This is a genomic window from Paenibacillus sp. OSY-SE (genome assembly GCF_000283315.1).
Classification (GTDB): domain Bacteria; phylum Bacillota; class Bacilli; order Paenibacillales; family Paenibacillaceae; genus Paenibacillus_B; species Paenibacillus_B profundus.
Map to the genome: position 1 here is coordinate 41,241 of NZ_ALKF01000170.1, position 20,722 is coordinate 61,962.

22 protein-coding genes and 1 riboswitch are annotated in these 20,722 nt (G+C 50.3%); of the genes, 21 read left to right on the plus strand and 1 reads right to left on the minus strand.

Annotated features, from left to right (window positions below; all coding sequences use genetic code 11):
- The first annotated feature begins 3 nt into the window (after nucleotides 1-3).
- Genes A372_RS0110365 through A372_RS0110375 form a run of 3 tightly spaced genes read left to right on the plus strand, consistent with a single transcriptional unit; the run spans nucleotide 4 to nucleotide 2,191 of the window.
- The gene (locus A372_RS0110365; protein WP_019420774.1) at nucleotides 4-504 is read left to right on the plus strand and encodes a (2Fe-2S)-binding protein; all 501 of its coding nucleotides are present in this window, start codon (nucleotides 4-6) and stop codon (nucleotides 502-504) included.
- 12 nt (nucleotides 505-516) lie between these two features.
- Nucleotides 517-1,566: an XdhC family protein gene (locus A372_RS0110370; protein WP_019420775.1), complete on the plus strand. Its 1,050-nt coding sequence runs from the start codon at nucleotides 517-519 to the stop codon at nucleotides 1,564-1,566.
- The gene (locus A372_RS0110375) at nucleotides 1,553-2,191 is read left to right on the plus strand and encodes a nucleotidyltransferase family protein (protein ID WP_019420776.1); all 639 of its coding nucleotides are present in this window, start codon (nucleotides 1,553-1,555) and stop codon (nucleotides 2,189-2,191) included. Before A372_RS0110370 ends, A372_RS0110375 begins: the two co-directional genes overlap by 14 nt.
- Here the strand turns inward: A372_RS0110375 and A372_RS0110380 are convergent.
- On the minus strand, nucleotides 2,149-3,195 hold the full coding sequence (locus A372_RS0110380) for an FUSC family protein (protein WP_237728511.1): 1,047 nt from the start codon (nucleotides 3,193-3,195) through the stop codon (nucleotides 2,149-2,151). The two genes, A372_RS0110375 and A372_RS0110380, sit on opposite strands and share 43 nt — an antisense overlap.
- A gap of 402 nt (nucleotides 3,196-3,597) precedes the next feature.
- Nucleotides 3,598-3,749: riboswitch (adenosylcobalamin (AdoCbl) riboswitch) on the plus strand.
- Nucleotides 3,750-4,141: 392 nt separating this feature from the next.
- On the opposite strand from A372_RS0110380, the gene A372_RS0110390 reads away from it, so the two are divergent.
- From A372_RS0110390 to eutH, 18 genes are all read left to right on the plus strand, one after another.
- Nucleotides 4,142-5,284, plus strand: a complete 1,143-nt coding sequence (locus A372_RS0110390) for a 1-propanol dehydrogenase PduQ (protein ID WP_019420779.1) — start codon at nucleotides 4,142-4,144, stop codon at nucleotides 5,282-5,284.
- A gap of 193 nt (nucleotides 5,285-5,477) precedes the next feature.
- Entirely contained in the window at nucleotides 5,478-5,834 is a 357-nt protein-coding gene (locus A372_RS0110395) for a BMC domain-containing protein (protein ID WP_026010996.1), read from the plus strand.
- A 10-nt stretch (nucleotides 5,835-5,844) separates the two neighbouring features.
- Nucleotides 5,845-6,276 (plus strand): EutP/PduV family microcompartment system protein, encoded by a 432-nt coding sequence (locus A372_RS0110400; RefSeq protein WP_019420781.1) that lies wholly within the window; start codon nucleotides 5,845-5,847, stop codon nucleotides 6,274-6,276.
- Between the two features lie 71 nt (nucleotides 6,277-6,347).
- A complete protein-coding gene (locus A372_RS0110405) occupies nucleotides 6,348-6,920 on the plus strand; it encodes an ANTAR domain-containing response regulator (protein ID WP_019420782.1) in 573 nt (190 codons plus the stop codon).
- The gene (locus tag A372_RS0110410) at nucleotides 6,913-8,337 is read left to right on the plus strand and encodes a sensor histidine kinase (protein ID WP_019420783.1); all 1,425 of its coding nucleotides are present in this window, start codon (nucleotides 6,913-6,915) and stop codon (nucleotides 8,335-8,337) included. Before A372_RS0110405 ends, A372_RS0110410 begins: the two co-directional genes overlap by 8 nt.
- A gap of 135 nt (nucleotides 8,338-8,472) precedes the next feature.
- The gene (gene eutA / locus A372_RS0110415; protein WP_026010997.1) at nucleotides 8,473-9,903 is read left to right on the plus strand and encodes an ethanolamine ammonia-lyase reactivating factor EutA; all 1,431 of its coding nucleotides are present in this window, start codon (nucleotides 8,473-8,475) and stop codon (nucleotides 9,901-9,903) included.
- A 332-nt stretch (nucleotides 9,904-10,235) separates the two neighbouring features.
- Nucleotides 10,236-11,600: an ethanolamine ammonia-lyase subunit EutB gene (locus A372_RS0110420; RefSeq protein WP_019420785.1), complete on the plus strand. Its 1,365-nt coding sequence runs from the start codon at nucleotides 10,236-10,238 to the stop codon at nucleotides 11,598-11,600.
- 18 nt (nucleotides 11,601-11,618) lie between these two features.
- Nucleotides 11,619-12,578, plus strand: coding sequence for an ethanolamine ammonia-lyase subunit EutC (gene eutC / locus A372_RS0110425; RefSeq protein ID WP_019420786.1), 960 nt, complete (start codon nucleotides 11,619-11,621; stop codon nucleotides 12,576-12,578).
- Between the two features lie 201 nt (nucleotides 12,579-12,779).
- Entirely contained in the window at nucleotides 12,780-13,433 is a 654-nt protein-coding gene (gene eutL / locus A372_RS0110430; RefSeq protein WP_019420787.1) for an ethanolamine utilization microcompartment protein EutL, read from the plus strand.
- A gap of 11 nt (nucleotides 13,434-13,444) precedes the next feature.
- The gene (locus tag A372_RS35415) at nucleotides 13,445-14,167 is read left to right on the plus strand and encodes a BMC domain-containing protein (protein ID WP_083858827.1); all 723 of its coding nucleotides are present in this window, start codon (nucleotides 13,445-13,447) and stop codon (nucleotides 14,165-14,167) included.
- Between the two features lie 27 nt (nucleotides 14,168-14,194).
- On the plus strand, nucleotides 14,195-15,667 hold the full coding sequence (locus tag A372_RS33725) for an acetaldehyde dehydrogenase (acetylating) (protein ID WP_019420789.1): 1,473 nt from the start codon (nucleotides 14,195-14,197) through the stop codon (nucleotides 15,665-15,667).
- A gap of 85 nt (nucleotides 15,668-15,752) precedes the next feature.
- A complete protein-coding gene (locus A372_RS0110445) occupies nucleotides 15,753-16,043 on the plus strand; it encodes a BMC domain-containing protein (RefSeq protein ID WP_005549798.1) in 291 nt (96 codons plus the stop codon).
- 164 nt (nucleotides 16,044-16,207) lie between these two features.
- Nucleotides 16,208-17,020 (plus strand): ethanolamine corrinoid cobalamin adenosyltransferase, encoded by an 813-nt coding sequence (locus A372_RS0110450; RefSeq protein ID WP_019420790.1) that lies wholly within the window; start codon nucleotides 16,208-16,210, stop codon nucleotides 17,018-17,020.
- Nucleotides 17,021-17,033: 13 nt separating this feature from the next.
- The gene (gene eutD, locus A372_RS0110455; protein WP_019420791.1) at nucleotides 17,034-17,669 is read left to right on the plus strand and encodes an ethanolamine utilization phosphate acetyltransferase EutD; all 636 of its coding nucleotides are present in this window, start codon (nucleotides 17,034-17,036) and stop codon (nucleotides 17,667-17,669) included.
- 18 nt (nucleotides 17,670-17,687) lie between these two features.
- Entirely contained in the window at nucleotides 17,688-18,383 is a 696-nt protein-coding gene (locus tag A372_RS0110460; protein WP_019420792.1) for a hypothetical protein, read from the plus strand.
- 15 nt (nucleotides 18,384-18,398) lie between these two features.
- Complete coding sequence (locus A372_RS0110465) at nucleotides 18,399-18,674, plus strand: EutN/CcmL family microcompartment protein (RefSeq protein WP_019420793.1); 276 nt, start codon at nucleotides 18,399-18,401, stop codon at nucleotides 18,672-18,674.
- On the plus strand, nucleotides 18,667-19,212 hold the full coding sequence (locus tag A372_RS0110470) for a BMC domain-containing protein (protein WP_019420794.1): 546 nt from the start codon (nucleotides 18,667-18,669) through the stop codon (nucleotides 19,210-19,212). Before A372_RS0110465 ends, A372_RS0110470 begins: the two co-directional genes overlap by 8 nt.
- 276 nt (nucleotides 19,213-19,488) lie before the next feature.
- A complete protein-coding gene (gene eutH, locus A372_RS0110475) occupies nucleotides 19,489-20,598 on the plus strand; it encodes an ethanolamine utilization protein EutH (protein WP_019420795.1) in 1,110 nt (369 codons plus the stop codon).
- The last annotated feature ends 124 nt before the right edge of the window (nucleotides 20,599-20,722 follow it).

Below are 20,722 nucleotides of genomic sequence, written 5' to 3' on the forward strand. Positions count from 1 at the left end.
AGCATGTCATCCTGCGATACCACTATTTATCCAGTTGAATTCCAAGTTAACGGTGAGAAGCGAACAATTCGAGTAAGGGCTGCTGATATACTGTTATATACAATTCGAGACAAACTTGGACTCACGGGGAGTAAATCCGGTTGCGATAACGGAGACTGCGGCACGTGTACGATATTGGTAGACAGCCTTCCTATGAAATCGTGCCTTATGCTCACCGTGGAAGCCGATGGAAAGAAAATTACAACGATCGAGGGTTTGATGAACTCACCGGTACAGCATGCCTTTGTACAACATCAGGCATTTCAATGCGGTTACTGTACCCCGGGCTTTATTGTGAACTGTCAGGGCTTGCGGAATGTTCATCCGCATGCGAATGAGGACACAATTAGGGTATGGCTGGAATCCAACATTTGCAGGTGTATGTCCTATGAAGAAATTCACAATGCGGTGAAGGACGTCTTTATGAAGAAAGAGGATGGGGAAGCATTTTCCTCTAGGAGTTGAGGAGGGGCGAGCTTGGAAGAAATTCATCGCATTTTGGAAACCATTCAACGTACCAGCCTAAGGAGCGTGCTTGCGACGATTACCCATGTGGAAGGGAGCGCTTACCGTAAAGAAGGGGCCTGCGTGCTGTTTCTTGAAGATGGTTCACAATTAGGGATGCTAAGCGCTGGCTGCCTGGAGGCTGATCTTTCGGCCTGCGTGCCGGATATTCTGGAGACAGGCGTTTCTCGCAGCTTCGTGTTCGACATGCAGTCATCGGATCCGCTGTCCTGGGGGGAAGAACTAGGGTGCGGCGGTGTTGTTCATGTCACGATGGAACCGGTAAATGATGAGCTTGCGGATCATTTATGTACATTGAAGAATTATTTGGATCATGGAACCGAGGTCATACTCATTAAAAGCTTCGGCTCGGATGGGTCTGTGATCGATTATGGTTTCTTGACTAGAGATCGGCACCTATTCGGGGAGTGGAGGGGAGAATTTCCACAGGTATTATTGGATTGGACGTCGTCGGAGGAGTCGTGGAGGAGCGGAATGAAGTTTGTCTCATCCATGCAATCGGATGTTTTCGTTCATACCTATTATCCCAGACCGCGTCTTATGATATTTGGTGCGGGACCGGACGCCAGACCACTTGCCGCATTTGCAGCGATCATCGGTTTTTCTGTCACCGTCTCCGATTGGAGACCCGCCTTTTGCAATCGACGTTATTTTCCGGATGCTGAATCTATTTTATTGGGGTTTCCAGAGGAAACGATAGGGATGATTCATTTTTCGCCTTACGATTATGCAATTGTAATGAGTCATAATTTTAGGAGGGATCAGCAGCTGGTTCGACTTCTTTCTGAGCGGCAGCTTTGTTACCTTGGCATTCTGGGATCGAAAAATAGAACGGAACGCCTGCTAAAAGGCGGGCCGGTTCCGATGGAAGTTCATTCTCCCGTGGGACTTGCGATTGGTGCAGAGGGGCCCGAGGAAATCGCAGTGAGCATTCTCGCAGAAATAATATATACGTATAGAAAAAATAGAACACAAGAAGTTGTTGTCAATGAGCCGGAATAATATCGTTGGCATCTATTTAGCGGCAGGCCAAAGTACCCGAATGGGTTCGGATAAACTTAGACTTCCGTTGGGTCCTATGAATTTGGGGAATTATGCGTTGGCTGCGGCTTTGAGATCCAGATTGGATTATGTTTGGGTAATAGTAAATGACGTTGCGGCAGCTTGGATGGATCACACATTTTACCGGGATCCGATCAAACGGAAATGGTCCGTTATTCACTGCCCTGAATCTCGTTTGGGGCAAGCGCACTCTCTGCGGTGCGGTGTACAGGCTGCACTTGCCATGGAAGCGACAGCCTTGATGATAGTACTGGCGGATCAACCTTTAATTACAAATGAGATGATCAATGAACTGCTTTTATGTTTTCAAACGCATCAGATGAACGGCAACATTGGTTTCGCGGCCTCGAGGTATGATGGTTTAGCAAGACCGCCGGTTATTTTTGCTCATCGAATGTTTCCGGATCTCCTGCGATTGCAGTGCGATCAGGGAGCCAGACATCTTATTCGAAAGGAAAAATCGGGAATTTGCATCGATTTCGCAAACCCGGACTTGTTCATGGATGTGGATACTGCTGAAGATTACAGGGCTTTATTGGAAAAATCCATATTTTGGAAATCTTGAATGACTTGTTCGGCGTTCATATATAACGCAAGCGGGTACTGATAGTTCTCCATATGGGCAGGCGCTTTTATTTGCAGGGCTGAGCCATTGGAAGCCAAGCTGAATGAGGCTGGGTCATCCAATACACTTTTCCAGTCCTTTACAAACCCCGCTAACGTATTCAAATGAACGGCCCAAATCCGTTGATCCTCTTTCGCAAAATTGCCGCTTTCGGACCATTTCGCAAGAACTCGTATCATGTCGGCAGAATTGGCATAGCCAGACCGAAGTTGATGCATTTTCTGGTTTAATTTTTTTAAGATATCGCGTTTTTTGCGGCCTAGCGGATTGTAACGCACACTTTGCTCCGCTTTATCCAACTCGGTTGTCGCTTGATGAAGTTCCCGGAATAAGGTTTGCAATTCTGTTTGCAATGTTTGGGCTTCACTCGAGGAGCAGCCCTCTTTTACCCAAAGTGCGATGTTTATAAAATGATTGGATAGATGGTCCGTGAAATGGATCATCTTTTTTTTGGCTTTGTTAACGGAATCGGGGGGGAATATCAGCATATGGATCAGTAGGGCAATGACAGCGCCGATAACGGTATCACGTATCCGATCAAGGGAATAGCTGGGCATCTTGCTTTGAAAGTACATTACCAATAAAATGCTGAGAGCAACTTGGATCATTATAGCATGATCCAACTTCAGCCACGTTACGATTAGAGCCCCTACAAAAAGGAGGAAGCCTATGCTCCAGCCGTTTAAACCAACATAGGGCGCTATTGATGCAGTGAAAAGAACGCCGGCAATTGTCCCCATGATGCGCTGCCATGCAAATTGTATGGACTTGTCAACTGTTAATTGGATGGACAAAATGACCGTCAGAGGAGCCAAGTAAGGATGTTTAGATCCGGCCCACTCCGCGAGCTCCCATGACAGTGCTGCAGCTAATGGGATTTTCCATACAGCCCCTTTATATTTGATAAAATCCATCATTTTATTAACCATTTTAGTAAGCCCCATCTTCATCTTATTCCTTATCAATTGTTCGTTCCCTTGTGTTGTCTCTACCGCGTCGGAGTTGGGAAGGCCCCTTCCTCGTAGTATGTCAATTACGATTTCCATTTATTACGAAGGCGGTCATGAAATGCCTAAGCCCTTATTTCACCCATGAGAATGAACACAGGTTTACTTACACTAATTGTTCATCTGTGGTGGTATTACGGTCATAGGGGAATTTGTATAAAATGAAGGAAGTCCCGCATCAGCAGAGTAGAGGTATCTCGAAAGATGCTCTACCACCGTCATACTGGCATTTACGTTATATGTGTCAAACATGGAAAACTGTTGAAATTCATATCTTACATATTGCCAACGCGATTGTTTATGCTATAATAATGTCGAATGGACGCCCATTCACGTCATACACAATAGAAAAAGTTATAGGCAATGGAAGTTTGGTGCAAATCCAACGCGGTCCCGCCACTGTGATAGATCGAATGCTCGGTCTTAAGTCAGGTCGTTTGCCTAGTAACTTTGTCTGACCAGTCATTTCGAGGCGAAAGTGGCTGGTTTACAAGTCTAGTGACGTTTACCGCCTCGCTAGGCTTTTTTTCCGTTGCAAGAGGGCTGCCGACGCTGCTGTCGGCAAGGCCGGGTGGTCGCCGCCGAACACGTACAATGAGGTATGGCTAAGCAAACGGGAGGTTCTTCAATGCCGAAGAACAGATGCACAGTGAGGTGCATGTCCCTTTTTTTTTCACCATCTGCCGCTCACGTGCGGATAACGGCTGCCAAGATCCGGTTGACGAGTATCCGGATAACGGTGTAAAGTGGTGGTAGACAATTGAATGATTGCGAGTTGCACAATGGCGTGCACCATATATCATAAGCAAAGAGGCTTTTAAAGGAATCCGTTCTTTTAAAGGTCTCTTTTTTTGTTGCCAATTACTCCTTGGAGGTGCCTTACATGGACAAAATTTCTATGAAAACCGACATCTATATGGGACAAGGCGCGCTGGATCGCCTGACGGAATGGCGGAATAAGCGGATCTTCATCGTCACAGACCCGTTCATGGTCAAGTCGGGGATGATTAACATGCTGTTTGAACGGCTGCATGAAAGCAACGAACAATACATTTTCAGCAATATTGTTCCCGATCCTCCGGTCGAAGTCGTGACAGAGGGCGTGGAAGCGCTCGGAGCGTTCCAGGCCGATCTTATGATTGCGATTGGCGGCGGTTCCGCGATCGATGCGGCCAAGGCGATGAAGATTTTCGCTCAGAAAATCTTGGACCAGCGCGATATGCCGTTCGTGGCGATTCCGACAACGAGCGGAACGGGCTCGGAAGTCACGTCGTTCTCCGTCATCAGCGACAAGAAGAAGAACATCAAATACCCGCTGGTGTCCGATGACATGCTGCCACAAGAAGCCATCTTGGACCCAGAATTAGTCAAGAGCGTGCCGGACTTCATTACCGCCGATACGGGAATGGACGTGCTGACCCACGCGATCGAAGCGTATGTATCCACCAAAGCGAACGATATTTCCGATGCTTTGGCAGAGAAGGCGATCAAGCTGGTTTTTGCGTATTTGCCAAGAGCCTACAAGGACGGGAACGACCTTGAGGCGCGCGAGAAAATGCATAATGCCTCTTGCCTGGCGGGTATGGCGTTCAATATTGCGTCGCTCGGGCTTAACCATGGCATCGCGCATGTGGCCGGAGCCAAATTCAAGATTGCGCACGGACGCATGAATTCGCTGCTATTGCCGTATGTGATTGAATTCAATGCCGATTACAAGCCGGGTTACGGCAAAGAGGAGAGCAATGCGGCGGCAGCCAGATACGCCGAAATCTCCAAGAGCTTGGGGTTGCCGGCTTCCAATGCGAAGAGCGGCGTTCGCAGTCTGGTGCAGGCGATCAAGCAGCTGCAGAAGCAATTGCGCATGCCGCAGACGCTGCGGGACTGCAACGTGGAACTAGGCACGGTGAAAGAGATGAGCGCGGCGATTGCCGAGGGTGCGCTGCAAGACGGATGCACGGCCACGAATCCGCGTGTTCCTGCCGCATCCGACGTCGTTGAAATTTTGAACAAAATGTTTCAATCTTGAATAGCAATTAAATTCCAGCCGTAATGATATTGACAACGTTTGCAGGTTAAAATATAGTAAAAGTAACACAAAGGCGTGTTGCATACAAATAAAAGCGAAGAGGCTTCTTAAAAATTCCGTGTGAACTTTTTAAGGGGTCTTTATGTTTTTTTACAGCTATTTCACGGTTTTTTACATGAGATGGGATGAGGGTATGGACCAACAACACAACGAAAAACAACGCGTCATTCAGGAGTACGTACCTGGGAAACAGGTCACGCTGGCTCATATTATCGCGAATCCCAACCCGGATATTTACAAGAAGCTGGGCTTGGGAACCGAGGCGAAGGATGCCATCGGCATTATGACTATTACGCCAAGCGAAGCCTCCATTATTGCGGCGGACATCGCGACCAAGGCGGCTGGCGTGCAGATCGGCTTCGTCGATCGCTTCAGCGGGTCGCTCGTTATTACGGGCGATGTATCCTCCGTGGATTCCGCCGTGAGTGAAGTGCTGCTTGGCTTGCAGAACATTCTCGGCTTCTCGGGTGCGAAGATTACGAGAACGTAGGGGAAGCGACATGAAGAAAATCATATTTGCCGGAAGCACCGGCTCGGGCAAGACCACGCTGTGCCAACGGCTGCACGGTCAGGAGATTGCCTACAAGAAGACGCAAGCCGTGGAGACTTTCGAGCAAGCGATCGATACGCCGGGGGAATGCATCGAGAATCGTTATTTGTACAAGATGCTGCTTGTCTCCAGCGTCGATGCGGATGTCATCGGGCTTGTGCAAGATTGCACGAAGGAAGAAAGCTATTTTCCGCCGGCCTTTGCGACGGTATTCGCCAAGCCGGTGATTGGAATTGTGACCAAGGTGGAGCTGGCCCGGGCGGATGAGGATATCGCGCAAGCGAGAGCTTATCTGCAAGCGGCGGGCGTAGAGCATATTTTCGAGGTTTCAACCATGGAGAACGTGGGAGTGGAAGCGCTTCGGGCTTATTTGGAGGCGTAGGCGACTTTATCATTCGATAGAGGATTCGCAAGATACAAGCAAATATCGGTAGACAATGAGGTGCATGACACATGAATGGAAAAATTGTAATAGTCGACGACGAACCTATTACAAGAATGGATATTCGTGAGATGCTTGAAGAGGCGGACTACAATGTAGTAGGCGAAGCTTCCGATGGCTTTGAGGCCATCGAGTTATGTAAGAAGCATCTGCCCGACCTGGTCATCATGGATGTTCAAATGCCAATTTTGGATGGGTTGAAGGCGGGTAAACGAATCATTTCAGAGCAGCTGGCCAGCGGGGTTATTCTCTTGACCGCATTCAGCGACAAACAGACGATTGAAAAAGCATCCTCTATCGGTGCGCTTGCTTATCTGGTGAAACCGCTCGACGAAAAGTCGTTCATTCCGATGGTGGAAGTGACCATTGCCAAAGGCAAGGAAATACGCAAGCTGGAGCAGAATCTATCGAAGCTGTCCCAGAAGATGGAAGAGCGGAAAGCGGTCGAAAAGGCGAAAGGGATTTTGATGAAGGAAAACGGCTGCACCGAAGAGGAAGCCTATCAAACCCTACGCAAACTTAGCATGGATCGACGGTGTCCGATGATAGAAATCGCAACAACCATCGTCATTTCCTATGATTGATTTCAAAGAACAGATTGTGCGGTTGTGCAATCGGCATACGGGACTGGCGGACGCGGATATCGTGCGGCTGACCGAGATAGCCGAGTCATTCGAAATGTCCGAGGTGCCGGATGATGTGTTCATCGACGTTCTGTCCAGCGTGGCGAATGAGGCGATTGTGGTGTACCACCGCCGTCCGGGTAACGGCAAATCGCTGTACCGGCGTCCGGTTGCGGGCGAGAAGGCGCTGCGCGAGAACGAACCAGGCGTCTTGAGAACGTTGGAAACCGGAATTATGTCACAGGGACTCGTTGCCAATACGCAGGAAAATCATCTGGTCAGGCAAACGGTATATCCGATCAAAAATCATGAGGGCGTCATTGCGGTCGTCATCTATGAAAAAGATGTGAGCGACAATATTCAAGCCCACTTCAATGTGACGGGGACGCAATACGAAGATGGTGAAATGTCTTCGATGTTGACCGCCATGCTGCGGTTCAAGGACTCGATCATCAATCAGTTGGAGGATGCCGTTCTCGTGTTCAACAAGTACGGATTTTTGAAGCTGAAAAATAAGAAGGCAGACGCGTACTATCGTCAGCTTGGTTATTTGGAGGATATTCAGGGCTTGCATTATGACAATCTGTCGCTGGATCAGACGGTCTTCTCCGACGTGATGAAGGAGCACTCCACGTCCCCTTCCTGTCCACTGACGACAGATGTGAAGGTGGCCGGTCGCTATTATCAGGTGAAACGTCTGTTTATTGCGGAGCGGGATCTTTGCATAGGCGTCATCTTGCACGATGTGACGGAAATCAAGGACAAGGAAGCGGAGATTGTCTCCAAATCGGTGGCCATTCGCGAGATTCACCACCGGGTGAAAAACAATTTGCAGACCGTGGCGTCTCTGCTCCGTATTCAGGCGCGGCAATGTGAAAGCCCGGAAGCCAAAAAATGCTTGAACGAAAGTGTCAGCCGGGTGCTGGCTATCGCGGCGACCCACGAACTGTTGTCCACGGAGATCGAAGCGCAGGTGGATCTGCTTGACGTCATTCGGCTCATCGCTTCGAATATTCAACGCTGCTTTGTCGATTGCAAAAATGTCAATATCGAAATAGCGGCTACACAGAGCATCTGCTTGGACAGCGATCGCACCGTCGCGATTGCGCTGATTGTAAGCGAGCTGCTGCATAATAGCTATGAGCATGCTTTTGGAGATTGCACGGACGGCACGATTACGGTGAATGCGCAGCTGGAAGGCGGATTGGTCACCGTGGAAGTGGCGGATGACGGAGTCGGATTTTCCGTTGAAGACGGTTCGCACAAAAGCTTGGGATTGTCCATCGTCCGCAGCTATGTGAAGGACAAGCTGAAAGGCAAGCTTGCCATTGCGTCCAGTTGTGATGGCACGACCGTTGCGTTTACCTTCAAAAAATAAATAATCGGGCTACAAAGATGTAGTTCTGTAAGCAATGAGGCTTAAGGTTAACAATTCCCGCCAATCGGGGGGGGGATATAACTTTAAGCCTTTTTGCGTGCATATATGTGGTATCAAGCGATGGGGGTGAAAGAAGTGAACGAGCAATTGCTAAGCGTTGGCATTGATATGGGAACCTCGACGACCCAACTCGTGCTGTCGAAGCTGCATATTCAGAACCTGGCATCGTCCTTTTCGGTGCCCCGCCTGGTCATTACGGACAAAGAAGTAGTTTACAGGAGCGATATCTGCTTTACGCCCGTGCTTACGGACAACCGGATTGATGCAGGGCAAATCCAGACGTTCGTGCAGGAGCAGTACCGGAAAGCCGGCATCCGTAAAGAAGAGATCCAGACTGGAGCCGTCATTATTACAGGCGAGACGGCCCGCAAGGAAAACGCCAATGAAGTGCTGCTGTCGTTAAGCGGATTTGCCGGAGACTTCGTGGTCGCTACCGCAGGCCCGGATCTGGAAAGCATCATTGCCGCCAAAGGCGCGGGCGCCCATACGTACTCCAAAGAGCATTCCACTTCCATCGTCAATATCGACATTGGCGGCGGCACCAGCAATCTGGCGCTGTTCGCCGATGGCGAGCTGCTGGATACGGGATGTCTGGACATCGGAGGCCGTCTGATCAAAGTCGACCGGGGGACGCACGAGATTACCTATATCGCGCCGAAGATCAAGCAGCTCGCGGAGCGAAGAGGATTTCAACTGGCCCTTGGGCAGCAGGCAACGCCAGCCGATCTGGAGCCGATCATCGGGGAGATGGTGAAGCTGCTCGAAGAAAGCGTCGGCCTCCGGCCGCCAGGCGATTTCTACGATACCATTGTCACGAACAAAGGATTGAAGCTGGATCGGACCATTCCGTGCATATCCTTCTCCGGAGGGGTGGCCGACTACATTTACCAAGAAGCGGCGGGCGATGTGTTCCAGTATGGAGATATCGGGATATTGCTGGGAAGAGCGATTGCCGCCTCCTCGTTGACGCAGCGGATGACGGTGGCGCGATCAGCCGAGACCATCCGGGCCACTGTCGTGGGGGCCGGTTCCCATACGACCGAGATCAGCGGAAGCACGATCACCTATACGGAAGAGAGCTTTCCGATCAAAAACATTCCGATTCTGAAGCTCGCAGCGGCGGATGAATCGGGGAGCGACGAGGTGCTAGCGCGGGCCATCGCCGACAAATTGAATTGGTTCAAACTGAACAATGATTTGCAGCGGGTCGCGATCGCATTGGAAGGGAAGAAGAGTCCTAGCTTCCAAGAGGTACAGAAATATGCCCAAGGGTTGTACAAAGGGATGTCGGAGCTGCTGGAGCGAGAGTATCCGCTTATCGTGATTGTCCATCACGATATGGCGAAGGTGCTGGGACAGACGCTATATGCCTTGCTTGGCTACAAGAAGGATGTCGTCTGCATCGACAGCGTGCAAGTCGACAACGGCGACTATATCGACATCGGCAAGCCGATTGCGGAAGGCAAGGTATTGCCCGTCGTCATTAAAACGCTCGTGTTTAACTAATTAAAGGTTGTTCAAAAAGTCCGCTTTTGATCACGAAGTGATTCAGGAAGCAACTCGGCATCGAATCTTGCGTTCACTCTTGAAAAGCGTATGCTTTCGAAGCATGTTTCCTTCGGAAACATTTTAGCTGCTCATGTAGTTTTGCCTACACTGCGCTGCTCTTTACAAGTTTTGCAACGCAAAACTCGCTACGGAAGCATAAGCCCTTCGAGTTCCCGCAACCTTCTCGGTGCTGAAAACCGACCTTTTTGAACATGAACTAAAATATTGAACATGCACTAATAAAGGTTGTTCATGAACAAATCGAGTTGCATTTGGAAGGAGGAGCTTTTGTGATTTTAAAAACTAAGCTGTTTGGCCGAGTTTATCAATTCAGCAGCCTAATGGAAGTCATGGCAAAAGCAAACGAGGAAAAATCAGGGGATATGCTGGCCGGACTGGGGGCTACTTCGTCGGAAGAACGCGTGGCGGCCAAAGTGGTACTGTCCCAAATCAAAATGTCAGACTTGCGCGACAATCCGGCGGTTCCCTATGAGGTGGATGAGGTTACCCGCATTATTCAGGATGGGGTAAATGAGCGCATCTACAGTGAGATTCAGAACTGGACGGTTGAGGAGCTGCGGGAGTGGATCTTGAACGAGAACACAACCGAAGCCGACATCAAGCGCGTGTCCCGCGGTCTGACAGCCGAAATGATTGCTGCGGTTGCCAAGATCATGTCCAACCTTGACCTGATGTACGGGGCGAAGAAGATTCGCATTACGGCTACTGCCAACACGACGATCGGCCGTCCGGGCACTTTGTCAGCACGTTTGCAGCCGAATCACCCAACCGATGATCCAGATGGCATTATGGCTTCCCTTATGGAAGGCTTGACCTTCGGTATCGGGGACGCCGTACTTGGTCTCAATCCGGTTGATGATTCCGTAGAAAGCGTAACGCGCGTTCTAAAGCGGTTCGAGGAGTTCCGCCAAAAGTGGGAAATTCCAACGCAAACTTGCGTACTGGCCCATGTTACGACTCAAATGGAAGCCGTTAAACGCGGCGCTCCGACAGGACTCATCTTTCAATCGATCGCAGGTTCGGAAAAAGGCAATGCAGCGTTCGGCTTCAATGCCGCCACGATTGAGGAAGCGCAGCAGCTCGTGCTGCGGCACGGACAGGTGGCAGGCCCGGATGTGATGTATTTCGAAACAGGCCAAGGCTCGGAGTTGTCTTCCGAAGCCCATCACGGGATCGACCAAGTGACGATGGAAGCGCGCTGTTACGGCTTTGCGAAGAAATACAACCCGTTCCTCGTCAATACCGTTGTTGGATTCATTGGTCCAGAGTATTTGTACGATGCGAAGCAAGTGGTTCGCGCCGGCCTAGAAGATCACTTCATGGGCAAGTTAACGGGCATTTCCATGGGATGCGACGCCTGCTACACGAACCATATGAAGGCCGATCAGAACGACTTGGAAAATCTGGCGGTTCTGCTATCTGTGGCAGGCTGCAACTTCTTCATGGGCATCCCGCACGGCGACGATGTCATGCTGAACTATCAGACTACCGGTTATCACGAAACCGCGACGCTGCGTGAATTGTTGGGCCTGCGTCCGATTCGGGAGTTCGAACAATGGATGGAGAAGATGGGCTTCATTGAAAATGGCAAGCTGACCAAAAAAGCCGGGGACGCATCTGTGTTTCTCAAGTAGGGGAAGGAGGAAACTCTCATGAACGAAAAAGATCTGAAATCGATGATTGAATCGATTTTGAACGAGATGGTAGGAAACAAGGCGGAGCAAGAAACAGTAGCAGCGAAGCCTGCGCAAACTGAGGCAACTGAGGCGCCTGTCGTGCAAGCTGAGGAGCCGAACGTAGGTGGGCTTGTACAGGCAAGCATGCCAGTGGAAGAGCAAGCGGACGATGGTGAATGTCTGGATGATATTACGGAGATCGACCTTCGCAAGCTGCTGCTCGTTCCCGATCCAGAGGATCGTGAAGGGTATATGAAAATGAAGGAGAAAACACCGGCCCGCCTTGGCGTGTGGCGTGCAGGTCCGCGGTACAAGACGATTACATCGCTGCGATTCCGTGCTGACCATGCTGCTGCTCAGGATGCCGTGTTCTCCTACGTGTCCGAGGAGTTCGTGAAGGAAATGAACCTTGTACCGATTGCAACGATGTGCCGGGACAAGGACGAATACATTACGCGCCCGGACTTGGGACGTCAATTCTCCAAGGAGACAATCGAGTACATCAAGCAGCATACGACCAAGCAGGCCAAAGTACAGATTATGGTTGGGGACGGCTTAAGCTCGGCTGCGATTGAAGCGAATCTGCGCGATATCGTTCCAGCCATTGCGCAAGGTCTCAAGATGTATGGCTTTGAAGTAGGCAATATATTGTTCGTCAAGCATTGCCGCGTTCCATCGATGGACGTGATTGGCGATGTGACAGAGGCAGATGTAGTTTGTCTTTTGGTCGGCGAGCGTCCAGGACTTGTAACGGCAGAATCCATGAGTGCCTACATCGCTTATAAACCGACTGTAGGTATGCCTGAGGCGAGACGTACCGTTATCTCCAACATTCACTCAGGCGGTACGCCTGCCGTAGAAGCAGGCGCGCATATTGCTGAGCTGATCAAGACGATGATTGATCGCAAAGCATCGGGGATTGATTTGAAACTATAGAGGTTGTTCAAAAAGTCGTCTTTTGATCACGAAGCAGGACTGAAAGTCGATTCGACATCGAATGTTGCGTTCACCTTCGAAGTCTGGTGCTCATGTAGGTTTTGCCTACACTCCGCTCCTCCTTCATGTTCTCACAACATTCTCGGTGCTGAAAACCCGACTTTTTGAACACGCAATTATAGCAATCTCAAGGAGGCTCGTATGAGAAACGAACCGATTCATGCAAAGGTGTTGGGCATAAAAATCATTTCCAACGTAAGCCAGGATATGGCAAGCAAGCTGGAGCTGATGCCGCACCATAAAAGCTTGGGGATCATTACTGCTGACATTGACGATGTAACTTATGCAGCAATGGATGAAGCGACGAAAGCATCTGCCGTGGATGTCGTATATGCAAGAAGCATGTATGCCGGATCGGCCAATGCTTCGACGAAGCTGGCGGGCGAGGTCATCGGGATTCTGGCTGGGCCAAGTCCGGAGGAAGTTCGCAGCGGCTTGAACGCCGTCGTTGATTTCATCGAAAGCGGCGCTCATTTCGTTAGCGCCAATGAGGATAACAGCATTACTTATTTCGCCCACTGTGTATCCCGCACAGGTACGTACTTGTCCCAGACTGCGGGCATCAAGGAAGGGGAAGCGTTGGCTTATCTAATCGCTCCTCCACTCGAAGCGATGTATGCACTTGATGCAGCGCTGAAGGCTGCGGATGTCACGATTGCCGCTTTCTTCGGCCCACCTTCCGAGACCAACTTCGGTGGTGCATTGCTAACGGGAAGTCAATCGGCCTGCAAAGCAGCATGTGATGCGTTTGCGGACGCTGTCCAATTCGTCGCAGATAATCCGACGAGTTATTAAGGTAGCAGCCCATGAGACATAGCGCGTTAGGGTTGGTGGAAGTTAGAGGGTATTTGGGCGCAGTCGCCGTGGCGGATGCCGCATTGAAGGCGGCGAGCGTTACCTGCATCGGCGTAGAGATCATCAATGGCGGATTGGTTACAGTCAAGCTTGATGGTGATGTCGGAGCCGTGCAAGCTGCCGTTGAAGCGGGAGCGGAAATGGCTACGCAATTGGATGTACTGGTAACTCGTCATGTGATTGCAAGAATGCATGAAGAGACGGCAGCCTTGGTGGCGAGTCCAGTTGACACAGACGGAAGTCAGGGTCAGTTGGAGGAGTGCGCAGCCAGAAGTCAGGAGCAGCAGGAAGTTACTGCGAAGGTCACTGAAAGGGCCTCTAAGGAAGTCACTGAAAAAGTCTCTAAAGAAATCTTAGTCTCTGTCGAGGATATCGCAGAGCGCGCGGTTGGCATCGAAGTAGTTGCAGCGTCCGCTGTTACGGAATCGGCTGCATCTGGATCAATCTCGAATGCTGAGGTAAAAAAAGCAGCTGCGGCAACCAAGGAAGTCGACGAAGTCAAGCCGACCTCCGGCCAGACGGGTACCGTCCCTGCCGCAGTCACAACGGCAGCAACAGCTGAGAAGACGACCAGTGTTCAGAAAAACCAGGGCAATGACAACAATTCGCGTGTGAAGCCAGTGCCTGCACCGGCAGCGAAGCGAAGCAAGAAGACGAAAAAAGCAAGCTCGTAAAAAACGTAGTAGAGAGAAGGAATATTGATGGAAACATTGGATAAAGACCTAAGATCCATTCAAGAAGTCCGTGATCTGATCAAGAAGGCCAAAGAGGCGCAAGTCACGCTGGCCGCGATGACGCAGGAGCAGATCGACGCAATCGTAAAAGCGGTCGCCGATGCCGGATATGAACACCGCGAGAAGCTCGCGAAGATGGCCAATGAGGAAACAGGCTTTGGCCGTTGGCAGGACAAGATCGTCAAGAATGCATTTGCTTCAAAGCAAGTGTATGAGTCGGTCAAGGATATGAAGACGGTCGGCGTTCTGAACGAGGATAAAGTGCACAAAGTGATGGAAGTCGCAGTGCCTGTCGGCGTCATTGCGGGCCTGATTCCTTCCACGAACCCAACATCGACGGTTATCTATAAAGCGCTCATTGCGCTTAAGGCTGGGAACAGTATTGTATTCTCCCCGCATCCAAATGCGCTTAAGAGTATTTTGGAAACGGTGAAGGTCATTAGTGAAGCAGCTGTGCAAGCAGGATGTCCAGAGGGTGCCATTGGCGTCATGACGGTTCCGACGATTCAAGGAACGGATCAATTGATGAAGCACAACGATGTTGCCTTGATTCTCGCTACCGGCGGAACGGCGATGGTCAAAGCCGCTTATTCATCCGGTACGCCAGCGATCGGCGTTGGTCCGGGCAACGGCCCTGCCTTTATCGAGAAGAGCGCGAATATTCCGCTTGCAGTCAAGCGCATTATGGATTCCAAGACGTTCGACAACGGCACGATTTGCGCATCAGAACAGTCCGTCGTGGTTGAAGCGTGCAGCAAGGATGCGGTTGTAGCTGAATTCAAGAAGCAGGGAGCGTATTTCCTCTCCGCAGAGGAGTCTGCACAGCTTGGCAAATTCATTATGCGGGCCAATGGCACGATGAACCCGCAAATCGTTGGCCGCAGCGTGGAGCATATCGCGAAGCTAGCGAACCTGGACATTCCAGCGGGTACGCGCGTGCTGATTGCGGAAGAAACACGTGTCGGCCCAAAAGTTCCGTATTCACGCGAGAAGCTGGCTCCGATTCTGGCTTTCTACACAGAAGACAGCTGGGAAGCGGCATGCGAGCGCTGCATCGAGATTCTGAATGGAGAGGGTGCCGGCCATACAATGGTCATTCACTCCGAAAATGAAGAGATCGTCCGCCAGTTCGCTTTGAAAAAACCTGTATCCCGCTTGTTGGTCAATACGCCGGGTACACTTGGCGGCATCGGCGCAACGACAGCAATCGCACCGGCGCTTACGCTGGGATGCGGCGCGGTTGGCGGAAGCTCGACATCCGACAACATCAGCCCACTCAATTTGCTCAATATTCGCAGAGTCGCATATGGACTAAGAGAAATGGAAGACTTAGTGGAGCAGGAGCAGCCAGCAGCGCAAGATAAATTGGCAAGCATCGATCTTGGAGACAAAGAACAGTTGATCGGCATGATCGTAGCTCGTATTCTCGAAAAAATGTAAGTTCGTAGTTTCATAGTCTCACAACCAACGTGTACTCAAACATTTATCATAAACAAATTAACTAATTACTAGGAGGAATTTTATCATGGCAAACGCAAACGCATTGGGAATGGTGGAAACAAAAGGTTTGGTAGGTGCAATCGAAGCAGCAGACGCAATGGTGAAAGCAGCTAACGTTACATTGATCGGTAAAGAGCAAATCGGTGCAGGCCTCGTAACCGTTATGGTTCGCGGCGACGTTGGCGCTGTTAAAGCAGCTACAGATGCAGGTGCAGCAGCAGCAGAGCGAGTTGGCGAATTGTTGTCCGTACATGTGATTCCAAGACCACATTCGGAAGTAGACGCAATCTTGCCTAAGACAAAAACAGTAGAATAATTACGGATTCCGAACAAGCCTAACGATTAGGACGGAAGAAGGGTGCGGGCTCAGGCCCGCATCCCACTTCCCGACTATCGCGATTTACCTTGGCCGCAGCGGGCAGTATGATCGCACAACGAGAAGTAGTTGAACACGCATTCGTACTAGAAGGATGTGAGAACATGGCTGTGATTACGGAAAGCGAACTACGCAAGCATTTTCGAAATCAGAATTTGAAGGATGTTGCCGTTTATGAGACGGCAGCAGGGACGATTCTGACGCCATCGGCCAAGAGCTTTTTGACCGATCATCAGATTGAGCTTCGATATGTGAAAGCTCCTGAACCTGGGGCAGATGTAGATACGGTGGAAACACCGGCGCCTAAGAAGGAAGTCAAGCTTCAAATTACGAAAAACCTGGATGTTGAACCCACATCTGAGGGAAAGAAACGGTTTCGTACGCTATATGGCGGATTTTTGGAAACGAAACCGGAGCATATGACGCATTTGTATGGAAATATGCTTGTATTTAAAGATCATCCCCGGATATTATTCCGCGGCAAGCTGGATTCATTGGAAACGAAATTATTGGAAGCACAAATCAGCTGCTTCAAGCTGAACATGACCAAGCTGGTCGATGATTTGGAAGAAATCTTGCAATTCGTGCGGCGAATCGTACGGTGCGAAGTGCTGAATGAAAGCATTGAAGAGTTTCATTTGCTTGGGATGACGGCTAAGGAGCTGCGCGAGCAGTCCCATTTTCCCAAGAAATACTTTGGATTGGAACATTTTCAACCCAGCTATGATATGGGCGAAGCGGTTGTTGTCATAAATGCGTTACGCACATTGACAAGGGAGACGGAGCTGTTGGCTTACCAAGCCTTCAAAAAAGAACACGGAGAAGCAGAGCGCGAAGATATCATTCGGACGCTGAACCGACTGTCCTCCTTGTTCTGGATTATCATGTTCCGCATCCGTGTTGGACAGTACAACTGATGAGGTGAGCATAGTGGATAACGAATTGGTAGAAAGCATTATCAATGAAGTGGTCAAGCGAGTGCAGGATGAGGCCTGCATCGAGATTGAAGCATCCGGCAAGCATGTGCATTTGAACCGCGAGGCGATTGATGCATTGTTTGGCGAAGGCTATCAATTGATGAAAGCAAAGGATCTTTCCCAGCCGGGACAATATGCATGCAAAGAGCGCGTTACGCTGATCGGGCCTAAAGGCTCTCTGCATAATGTCGTCGTGCTTGGTCCTGAACGCAAGGAATCGCAGGTAGAGGTTTCGCATACGGATGCAGTCGTGTTGGGAGTACCTGTTCCCGTGAAAGAAAGCGGCAAGCTGGAAGGAACTCCGGGCATCGTGATTGCTTCGGGCAGCAATATGATTCGGTTGGAGCGAGGATTAATCGCAGCTCAGCGGCATATTCACGTGAAGGCGGAAGACGCAGAGAAATACAACGTGAAGAACGGCGAAATCGTACAGGTCAAAGTGTACGGCAAGCGACCTCTCATTTTCGACGATGTGCTGGTTCGAGTCAGCTCCAATTATGAAACATATATGCATATCGACTATGACGAGGCTAACGCATGCGGCTTTGCTAAAGGGACGAAGGGGAAAATTTTGAAGAAGAGCATCTAGGTTTAGGAGCGTGAAAAAATGAACATAGAAGCTCTGGATCGGGCTGCGATCATTGAAGCCGTTACGACTGAAGTGATCAAACGGTTGGGGCAGGGACAGACGGACGAACCGACCGTTCCCAAGAAGCAAGCGGTCCTTTTGACTGTGTCACCGGTACCGGAACTGGAGAGCATGCTGGATCAGCACTATGAGGTGCGTTATTACGACGAATCGCTTAGAGATTGCGATGTGTTGATCATTCCGAAGCTGTGCCTTCAACTGTTGTCCAACCTCGCTAACGGTATAAGCGCAGGCCCGCGTGAACGGTTCGTGCTGACGATGCTGTTGAAGGGGCGGAAGGTTGTTGCCATCGAGGAAGGACTGCTTTATCGCAAATATAAGTCGACAGCACCTGTCCTTTTGTACAAGCTGTACGACGAATTTGCGGACAGGCTGAACAGCTACGGCATCCGGGTGGTCAAAGAACAGGAATTGCTTACGACTTGTATGGAGGATGGCCGGGCTACGGCTGTTACTCAGGTTGATAGAAGTAGCGAATCTGTTGATGCACCGCTCCACCCGGAAGTGTTGAATCGTAAAGTCATTACCGAAGCGGAACTGAAAAAATACCGTCTCCAAAACGGGAAAGAGATTGTAATTGATCGGCACAGCATTATAACGCCGCTCGCTCAGGACTATTTGCGCATGCAGCAGATGCAAGTGCACAGAAGATAACGGCGGGGTGAAGCTATGATCGTGGGACAAGTTACGGGAAGCCTATGGGCTACCCGCAAAGACAACAAGCTGAACGGTCTGACCTTCCTGGTGGTCAAGCCGTTATCGTATAACGATGAACCTGTTCAACGCGACTACTTCGTCGCTGCGGATAACGCGGGAGCAGGCATTGGAGATACCGTGCTCGTGACGACAGGAAGCGCTGCCAGAGCATCGTTTGCCAATTCGGATGTGCCTGTTGACGCAGTCATTGTCGGCATCGTCGATTCCATCGAGGTGGCCCATGATTAGTGCGATTGGTGTTGTTGAGCTGCGCAGCATAAGCAAAGGATATGAGACAGCAGACCGCATGCTGAAGACTTCTCCAGTCAACGTGCATCATATGAAGCCGATTTGCCCGGGCAAGTTCCTCATCATGATGAGCGGCGACACCGCAGACGTGCAGGCAGCGATGGATGCAGCAAGGGCAGATGCGGGCGAATTCCGAATCAGCGATTTTGAATTGCACGGCGTGCATCCTGACATCGTAGAGGGGTTGAAGCGACCTAATTCTTCTCAGCCTGTGGACGCGCTTGGAATAGTGGAGACATCTACGGTGTCTTCCGGTATTTTTGCATTGAATGAGGCTTTGAAGCAGTGTGATATTCATGTGAAAAAAATGAACCTCGGCATGGCGATTGGCGGCAAGTTCCTTGCCGTGTTCACGGGAAGCGTCAGCGATGTCGAGCAGGGGATGAAGGTGTTCGTATCCTCCATGGATCAAAAGCGGATTGTGCATCATACCGTGATACCTTCCCCGACCGAGGAAATCAAACAACACTTCCGATAGGTAGTTCAAAAAGCTCGCTTTTGATCACGAAGTGAGACTGGAAGTATCTCGGCATCGAATCTTGCGTTCACTCTCGAAGTCCGCTGCTCATGTAGGTTCTGCCTACACTGCGCTGCTCCTTACAAGTTTTGCAAAGTAAAACTCGCTTCGGAAGCATACGCTTCGAGTTTTCGCAACCTTCTTGGTGCTGAAAACCGACCTTATTGAACGCTATACCGGAAGGAAGTTAAAAAGTTCGCTTTTGATCACATAGTGAAAGAATGGAGGAGCACGTTCGTGGAGATTAATGAAATCATCATATACGGCATGGTTATTTTCATGATTCTCGGTGCCATCGACAAGTGCATCGGGTACAAGTTCGGGTTGGGCCACCAATTCGATGAGGGGATTATGGCCATGGGTTCGCTCACGCTGGCCATGGTGGGGATCATCTCCCTATCGCCGGTACTGGCCAAGTTGTTAAGCCCGATTGTCGTTCCATTGTACAGCGCGCTGGGAGCTGACCCTGCCATGTTTGCTACTACGCTGCTAGCAAATGATATGGGCGGATTCTCACTGGCACAGGAGTTGGCGCAGACTCCGGAAGCGGGCTTATTCGCGGGTACGATTCTAGGGGCTATGCTTGGACCTACTATTGTATTCATCATTCCGGTTGCGCTTGGCATTATCAAGAAGGAAGATCAGAAGTATTTGGCTACAGGCGTATTGGCTGGTATCGTCACGATTCCACTCGGTTGCTTGATCGGGGGATTGGTGGCTGGTTATTCGATCTCGATGATTTTGTCCAACTTGGTGCCGATCATATTGTTCGCAGTACTTATCGCACTGGGCTTGTGGAAATTCCCGCAGGGCATGATCAAGGGCTTCACGATCTTTGGACAGTTCATTGTTATCGTAGCGACACTCGGACTCGCGGTTGGCATCGCGCAGCAGCTAACGGATATCACAATCATTCCGGGGCTTGCGCCTATTGAAGAAGGAATTAAAATTGTTGGCGATATTTCCATAGTGTTGGCAGGTGCCTTTGCAATGGTATTCGTCATTACGAAGGTGTTCAACAAGCCGCTCATGAAGCTGGGCAAGATGCTTGGCATGAACGAAATCGCAGCAGCGGGCTTGGTGGCTACGCTTGCCAACGTCATTCCGATGTTCGGCATGATGAAAGACATGGATGCGCGGGGCAAGGTCATCAACGTGGCTTTTGCCGTGTCCGCTGCATTCGTGTTCGGCGATCACCTCGGCTTTACGGCTGGGGTAGCGAAAGAAATGATTTTCCCGATGATTGTCGGGAAGCTCGTTGGCGGGATTACGGCGATTTTCGTAGCTGTATTTTTGGCGAAGAAAATGGCTCCTGAACCGAAGGAAGGGCAGCAGGAGGCCGTATAAGGCCGGGTTTGCTCCGCAAGCCGCTGCTCTGTAGTTAATGGCTTTCTCTCCAATATAGGACTCTCTCATAATTGGTGCCTCGCATGCCGAGCAATCGGCTGCGGGGCATATTTGTTTTTGTGGT

Bases quoted from the DNA above. Each gene is read 5' to 3' on its own strand.
- A372_RS0110365 (WP_019420774.1), top strand. From the start codon at position 4: ATGTCATCCTGCGATACCACTATTTATCCAGTTGAATTCCAAGTTAAC.
- A372_RS0110375 (WP_019420776.1), top strand. From the start codon at position 1,553: ATGAGCCGGAATAATATCGTTGGCATCTATTTAGCGGCAGGCCAAAGT.
- A372_RS0110380 (WP_237728511.1), bottom strand. From the start codon at position 3,195: ATGGGGCTTACTAAAATGGTTAATAAAATGATGGATTTTATCAAATAT.
- A372_RS0110390 (WP_019420779.1), top strand. From the start codon at position 4,142: ATGGACAAAATTTCTATGAAAACCGACATCTATATGGGACAAGGCGCG.
- A372_RS0110395 (WP_026010996.1), top strand. From the start codon at position 5,478: ATGGACCAACAACACAACGAAAAACAACGCGTCATTCAGGAGTACGTA.
- A372_RS0110400 (WP_019420781.1), top strand. From the start codon at position 5,845: ATGAAGAAAATCATATTTGCCGGAAGCACCGGCTCGGGCAAGACCACG.
- A372_RS0110405 (WP_019420782.1), top strand. From the start codon at position 6,348: ATGAATGGAAAAATTGTAATAGTCGACGACGAACCTATTACAAGAATG.
- A372_RS0110410 (WP_019420783.1), top strand. From the start codon at position 6,913: ATGATTGATTTCAAAGAACAGATTGTGCGGTTGTGCAATCGGCATACG.
- eutC (WP_019420786.1), top strand. From the start codon at position 11,619: ATGAACGAAAAAGATCTGAAATCGATGATTGAATCGATTTTGAACGAG.
- eutL (WP_019420787.1), top strand. From the start codon at position 12,780: ATGAGAAACGAACCGATTCATGCAAAGGTGTTGGGCATAAAAATCATT.
- A372_RS35415 (WP_083858827.1), top strand. From the start codon at position 13,445: ATGAGACATAGCGCGTTAGGGTTGGTGGAAGTTAGAGGGTATTTGGGC.
- A372_RS33725 (WP_019420789.1), top strand. From the start codon at position 14,195: ATGGAAACATTGGATAAAGACCTAAGATCCATTCAAGAAGTCCGTGAT.
- A372_RS0110445 (WP_005549798.1), top strand. From the start codon at position 15,753: ATGGCAAACGCAAACGCATTGGGAATGGTGGAAACAAAAGGTTTGGTA.
- A372_RS0110450 (WP_019420790.1), top strand. From the start codon at position 16,208: ATGGCTGTGATTACGGAAAGCGAACTACGCAAGCATTTTCGAAATCAG.
- A372_RS0110460 (WP_019420792.1), top strand. From the start codon at position 17,688: ATGAACATAGAAGCTCTGGATCGGGCTGCGATCATTGAAGCCGTTACG.
- A372_RS0110465 (WP_019420793.1), top strand. From the start codon at position 18,399: ATGATCGTGGGACAAGTTACGGGAAGCCTATGGGCTACCCGCAAAGAC.
- A372_RS0110470 (WP_019420794.1), top strand. From the start codon at position 18,667: ATGATTAGTGCGATTGGTGTTGTTGAGCTGCGCAGCATAAGCAAAGGA.